The following is a 5163-nucleotide window of genomic DNA, read 5'->3' on the forward strand; positions in this document are numbered from 1 at the left end:
CGCCGCGTTGCAGACCGTGGACGCCGCCGCCTCGCTGACCGGCGCCGCCCCCGAGGCACTGCGCACCGACGTGGGCCTCAACATCCGGGGTGGGGCCGCGCTGCTGAGCGCGTACCAGAGGGATCTGGGCGCGCCGGTGGGCGCGGACACCGACCCGGCGGCCTGGTACGGCGCGGTGGCCCGCTACTCGGGCGCGGACAGCGCCGACGCCGCGGCGGCCTTCGCCGACGAGGTCTTCACCACCATCGGTGCTGGCGAGTCCCGGGTGACCGACGACGGCCAGCGGGTCACCCTGCCGGCCAGCGAGGTGCGGCCCGAGCGTTCCTGGTTGGACCGGTTGGGCCTGCGCCGGCTGGCCCGCCCGGACGGGGTGGAGTGCCCCCTGACCCTCTCCTGCGAGTGGATCCCGGCACCCTACGAGGCGTTCGGCGACGGGGACTACGGCAACCACGACCTCTCCGACCGGCCCGCGCGGCAGAAGATCGAGTACATCGTCATCCACGACACCGAGGCGAGTTGGGCGACGACCCTGCAACTCGTCCAGGATCCGACCTACGTGAGCTGGCACTACTCGCTGCGCTCGGTCGACGGGCACATCGCCCAGCACGTGCGGACCAAGGACGTCGGCTGGCACGCCGGCAACTGGTACGTCAACGCGAAGTCGATCGGTCTGGAGCACGAGGGCTTCGCGGCGCAGGGCACCTGGTACACCGAGGCGATGTACCGGACCTCGGCGAAGCTGGTCCGGCACCTGGCGCTGCGGCTGGGCATCCCACTGGACCGCCAGCACATCATCGGCCACGACAACGTGCCCGGCACCATCGCCTCGAACGTGCGGGGGATGCACTGGGATCCGGGCCCGTACTGGGACTGGACGCACTACTTCGACCTGCTGCACGCCCCTCGACTGGACACCAGCACCCCGGCCAGCGGGCTGGTCCGGATCGACCCGGACTACGCCACCAACCAGCCGGCGTTCACCGGCTGCGTCACCGCGGGCGTGCCCTGCGCGCCGCGGGGCTCCTCGGCGGTGGTGCTGAGAAGCGCACCGTCCGCGGACGCGCCGCTGGTCAACGACATCGCGCTCCGGCCGGACGGCACCCCGAACACGATGGTTGTCTCGGACCACGGGGCCCGGGCGTCCGCCGGGCAGACTTACGCGCTGGCCGGCCGGCAGGGCGACTGGACGGCGATCTGGTATCTCGGGCAGCGGGCCTGGTTCCACAACCCGGCGTCCGCCCCGACCGCCAGCTGGACCGTCGGCGTGGTGGCCACGCCGAAGCCCGGACGGACCACCGTTCCGGTCTACGGACGGGCCTACCCGGAGCAGGCGGCGTACCCGGAAGGCGTGCCCTACCAGGCGATCTCGCCGCTGCAGTACACACTGGCCGCCGGGCAGCGGTACGCCGTCGGCGCGGTGCTGGCCGGCGAGTACTACCGGGCCAGCACGTTCGACGGCTCCTCACCCGGCGACTGGACGGTGATTCGCGGCGAGAACCGGTACGCGCAGATCCAGTTCGGCCACCGGATCATGTACGTCGACCTCGCCGACGTGCAGTTGTTGCCGTCCCCGATGGGCGCGCCCGGCTGAGAACCACGACGGCCCCCGGTCGGTGACCGGGGGCCGTCGTGTCGCGCGAGGTGGATCAGCCGGGTCTACGGAACCCGGCGACAGGCATGGTGTTGATGCTGGACACCTGCACCGGTTTACCGGCACGTGGCGCGTGCACCATTGTGTTGTTGCCCAGATACAGCCCGACGTGACTCAGGCCGGAGAAGAAGAAGACCAGGTCACCGGGCCGGGCGTCGGCTCGCGAAACGGCCTTGCCCTCATTCCACTGGTCACCGGTGTGGTGGGTGAGGTAGATCCCCGCCGCCTTGTACGCGTACTGGGTCAGCCCCGAGCAGTCGAACGAGTTCGGGCCGGTGGCACCCCAGACGTACGGCTTGCCGACCTTTCCGCAGGCGGTCCTGATCGCGGTGCGAGCGGCCGCGCTGACCACTCCGTTGATCGTCGGGCAGGCCGCGGTCTTGACGGTGGTCTTGGGCATCGACGCCTCGAGCTGCTTGATCTCGGCGTCGATCTGCTTCTTCTTGGCCGCCAGCTCGTTCTGCTGCTTGGTCTGGGTGACGATCAGCGCGTCCAGCTTCTGCTTCTCGCCGTCGTACTTGGCCCGCACGGCCAGCACACCCTCGACCTGCTTGCGCTCCTGCGAAGCGAGCCGGTCGAGGATGGTGAGCTGCTCGGTGAGCGTGTCCGGCTTGGCGCTGACCAGCAGCGCGCCGATGTCGTGGGACGGGCCCGAGATGTAGTAGCGGGAGGCGAGGTCACCGACCCGGTTGAGCGCCATTTCGCTCTGCAGCGCCAGCGGCTCGATCTTCTTCTGCAGGTCCGCCGACTTCTGTCGGTTGACCTTCAGCTGCGCCCGGACCTTGTTGTACTGCTCGATGGTGGGCTCCAACTGCTCCCACTTCTTGTCGATCTGCGCCTCGATCTCGTCGACCGTGGGCGCGGCATGTGCCGGCGCGGTCAGCAGACCGGCGCCGACCGCCGCCGCGGCGACCAGGATCAACACCCGGTGCGCGGCGCGGCGCAGGCCGCCAGAGCGAGCAGACGCATTCAGGTCGTGACGATGAGGGGGCATGGTTGCCACCGGCACCGACTCCTTTGCAACCGACCGCCGGGCGCCTCGCGTGAGGGAAGGGCCGAGGCAGACGACCCACAGCGGTCGGTGCCCCACATTAGGGAAGCTCGGGGCGGTAATCAAGGTGAGCGCGGTAACCATCACTGTCGTGCAACCGCTTGCACACCAAGGGTATTGGTCCATCAACCAACGATTGCGGTCAATACATCGTCAAGAGTGACCACACCGAGCGGCCGACGCCCGTCGCTGACCAGCACCATGTGCCTCCGCTCGCGGCGCATCGCCAGCAGCAGATCGGCCAACGTACGCTCCGGCGGCACCACCGCCAGCGGCCGGTAGACGTCGGCCGGCACCGGGGACCGGCGCCCCTGCCCGGCGTACCCGAGCACGTCCTTGACGTGCACGAAGCCGAGCACCCGACGGGTCGACCGCTGCACCACCGGGAACCGGGACCGGCCGGTCCGGGTCGCCAGCACCTCCAACGACGCCGGCGAGACGTCCTCGGCCACCGTCACCACCGTCGACCACGGTTGCAGCGCGTCCGCCGCCGTCCGTGCGTGCAGGGCCAGCGCGCCGGTGATCCGCGCGTGCTGCTCCGCGTCGAGCAGTCCCTCGGTCCGTGCCTGGGAAACCAACCCGGCCAACTCCTCGGCGGTGAACACCGTCTTCACCGCCTCGGACGCCTCGATCCGCCAGAACGCGAGCACCCGTCGGGCCGCCCATTTCATCGCGAGCAACAACGGTTTGGTGGCCACACAGAACGCCAACATCGCCGGGCCGAGCCAGAGCGCGGAGACCTCCGGACCAGCCAGCGTGATGTTCTTCGGCACCATTTCGCCGACGACCGTGTGCAGGAAGACCACCACGCCCAGCGCCAGCACGAACGCCACCGGGTGCACCGCCCGCTCCGGCAGGCCGGCCGCGTGGAACGGCGGCTCCAGCAGGTGAGCCAGCGCCGGTTCGGCGATCGCGCCCAGACCCAACGAACAGACCGTGATGCCGAGCTGCGCGCCAGCGATCATCAACGGGATCTGGTTCATCGCCGACAACGCCCAGCGGGCACGCTTCGACCCGGCGGCCAGCGGCTCGATCACCGTCCGGCGGGACGCGATGAGCGCGAACTCGCTGCCCACGAAGAACCCGTTGCCGAGCAGCAACAGCACCGTCACCAGCAGCTCAGTCATCGTCGTCCGGATCCGCCGGGCGCAACACCCGGACCTGCTCGATCCGGTGCCGCTCCACCTCGACCACTGTGAACTCCCAGCCCTCCGTCTCGACCGTCTCGCCGGCCAGCGGGATGTGCCCGAGCTGGGCCATCAGGAACCCGGCCAATGTCTCGTACGGCCCCTCGGGCAGCCGGAAACCGGTCTGCTCGGCCAACTCGTCGGAGCGGAGCACACCGTCGACCAGCACGGTGCGCTCACCGCCCGGCACAGTCAGCTCGGCCGACCCGTCGTCGTCCACGCTCGCCGGGTCGAATTCGTCGGCGATCTCTCCGACCAGCTCCTCGACGAGGTCCTCCACGGTCACCACGCCGTCCGTGCCGCCGTACTCGTCGACCACGATGGCCAGGTCGGCCCCGGCCTGCTTCAGCGCGGCCAGGACACCGTCCAGGTTCAGGCTCTCCGGCACGTACACCGGCTCGCGGGCCACCGAGCCGACGGTCGTCGACGCGCGGTCGGCCAGCGGCACGCCCAGCGCGTCGGGCACACCGGCCACACCGGTCACCAGGTCCAGGGTCTCCTCGTACACCGGGAACCGGGTCCGCCCGGTCCGCCGCGACTCCTCCAGCAGCTCGGCGACGGTGGCCGTGACGCGCAGCGCGACCACGTCCACCCTGGGGGTCATCGCCTCCGCGGCCCGTTTGTCACCGAAGCGGATGGTGCGACGCAGCAGCATCGCGGTGTCCGTGGGCAGTGCGCCGGCCCGCGCCGAGATGCCCGCCAGCAGGCCCAGCTCCTCCGGTGAGCGGGCACTGGCCAACTCCTCCTGCGGCTCCACGCCGAGCGCCCGGACCAGCCGGTTCGCCGAGCCGTTCAACCCTCGGATCACCCAGCCGAACGTCCGGGAGAAGGTGTGCATCGGGCCGGCCGTGGCCAACGCCGCCGGCATGGGCCGGGCCAGGGCCGCGTTCTTCGGCACCAACTCGCCGAAGAGCATGGAGATCAGCGTGGCCAGGGCCAACGCGATGAACGGGGTGAGCCGCTCGGTGCTGCCTCCGGCCAGCGGACGCAGCAGCGGGGTGAAGAGCCGAGCCAGGGCCGGCTCGGCCAGGTAGCCGGTGAGCAGCGCGGTGATGGTGATGCCGAGCTGCGCCCCGGAGAGCTGGAAGGAGAGTTCGCGCAACGCCGCGCGTACCGTCAGGGCGGCCTGGTCGCCCGCGGCGGCCCGCCGGTCGATCTCCGCCCGGTCGACCGTGACCAGGGCGAACTCGGCCGCGACGAAGAACGCGTTGCCCGCGGTCAGGGCTACGAAGCCGACCAGGGGCAACAGCGTCGTCAAGAGTAGGCCGTCGATG

At 70.6% G+C, this 5163-nt stretch carries 4 protein-coding genes; 1 reads left to right on the forward strand and 3 read right to left on the reverse strand.

The window, feature by feature from the left end:
* A partial coding sequence (locus PSH25_RS16245; protein ID WP_238659888.1) for an N-acetylmuramoyl-L-alanine amidase occupies nt 1–1591 on the forward strand: 1591 nt, incomplete at its 5' end.
* A 55-nt stretch (nt 1592–1646) separates the two neighbouring features.
* On the opposite strand, the gene PSH25_RS16250 is transcribed toward PSH25_RS16245, so the two are convergent.
* The 3 genes from PSH25_RS16250 to PSH25_RS16260 all read right to left on the reverse strand — a co-directional run bounded on the left by PSH25_RS16250 (nt 1647) and on the right by PSH25_RS16260 (nt 5135).
* Nucleotides 1647–2660 carry a C40 family peptidase gene (locus tag PSH25_RS16250; protein ID WP_238659889.1) on the reverse strand — a complete coding sequence of 338 codons (1014 nt, stop codon included), beginning with the start codon at nt 2658–2660 and terminating at the stop codon, nt 1647–1649.
* Nucleotides 2661–2827: 167 nt separating this feature from the next.
* A complete protein-coding gene (locus tag PSH25_RS16255; RefSeq protein ID WP_238659890.1) occupies nt 2828–3829 on the reverse strand; it encodes a hemolysin family protein in 1002 nt (333 codons plus the stop codon).
* Nucleotides 3822–5135 carry a hemolysin family protein gene (locus PSH25_RS16260; RefSeq protein ID WP_238659891.1) on the reverse strand — a complete coding sequence of 438 codons (1314 nt, stop codon included), beginning with the start codon at nt 5133–5135 and terminating at the stop codon, nt 3822–3824. Before PSH25_RS16260 ends, PSH25_RS16255 begins: the two co-directional genes overlap by 8 nt.
* Nucleotides 5136–5163: the final 28 nt, after the last annotated feature.

Source organism: Micromonospora foliorum (genome assembly GCF_022229015.1).
GTDB classification, from domain to species: domain Bacteria; phylum Actinomycetota; class Actinomycetes; order Mycobacteriales; family Micromonosporaceae; genus Micromonospora; species Micromonospora foliorum.

Coding starts and splice junctions, on each gene's coding strand:
- PSH25_RS16255 (WP_238659890.1), bottom strand. CDS start 3,829: ATGACTGAGCTGCTGGTGACGGTGCTGTTGCTGCTCGGCAACGGGTTC.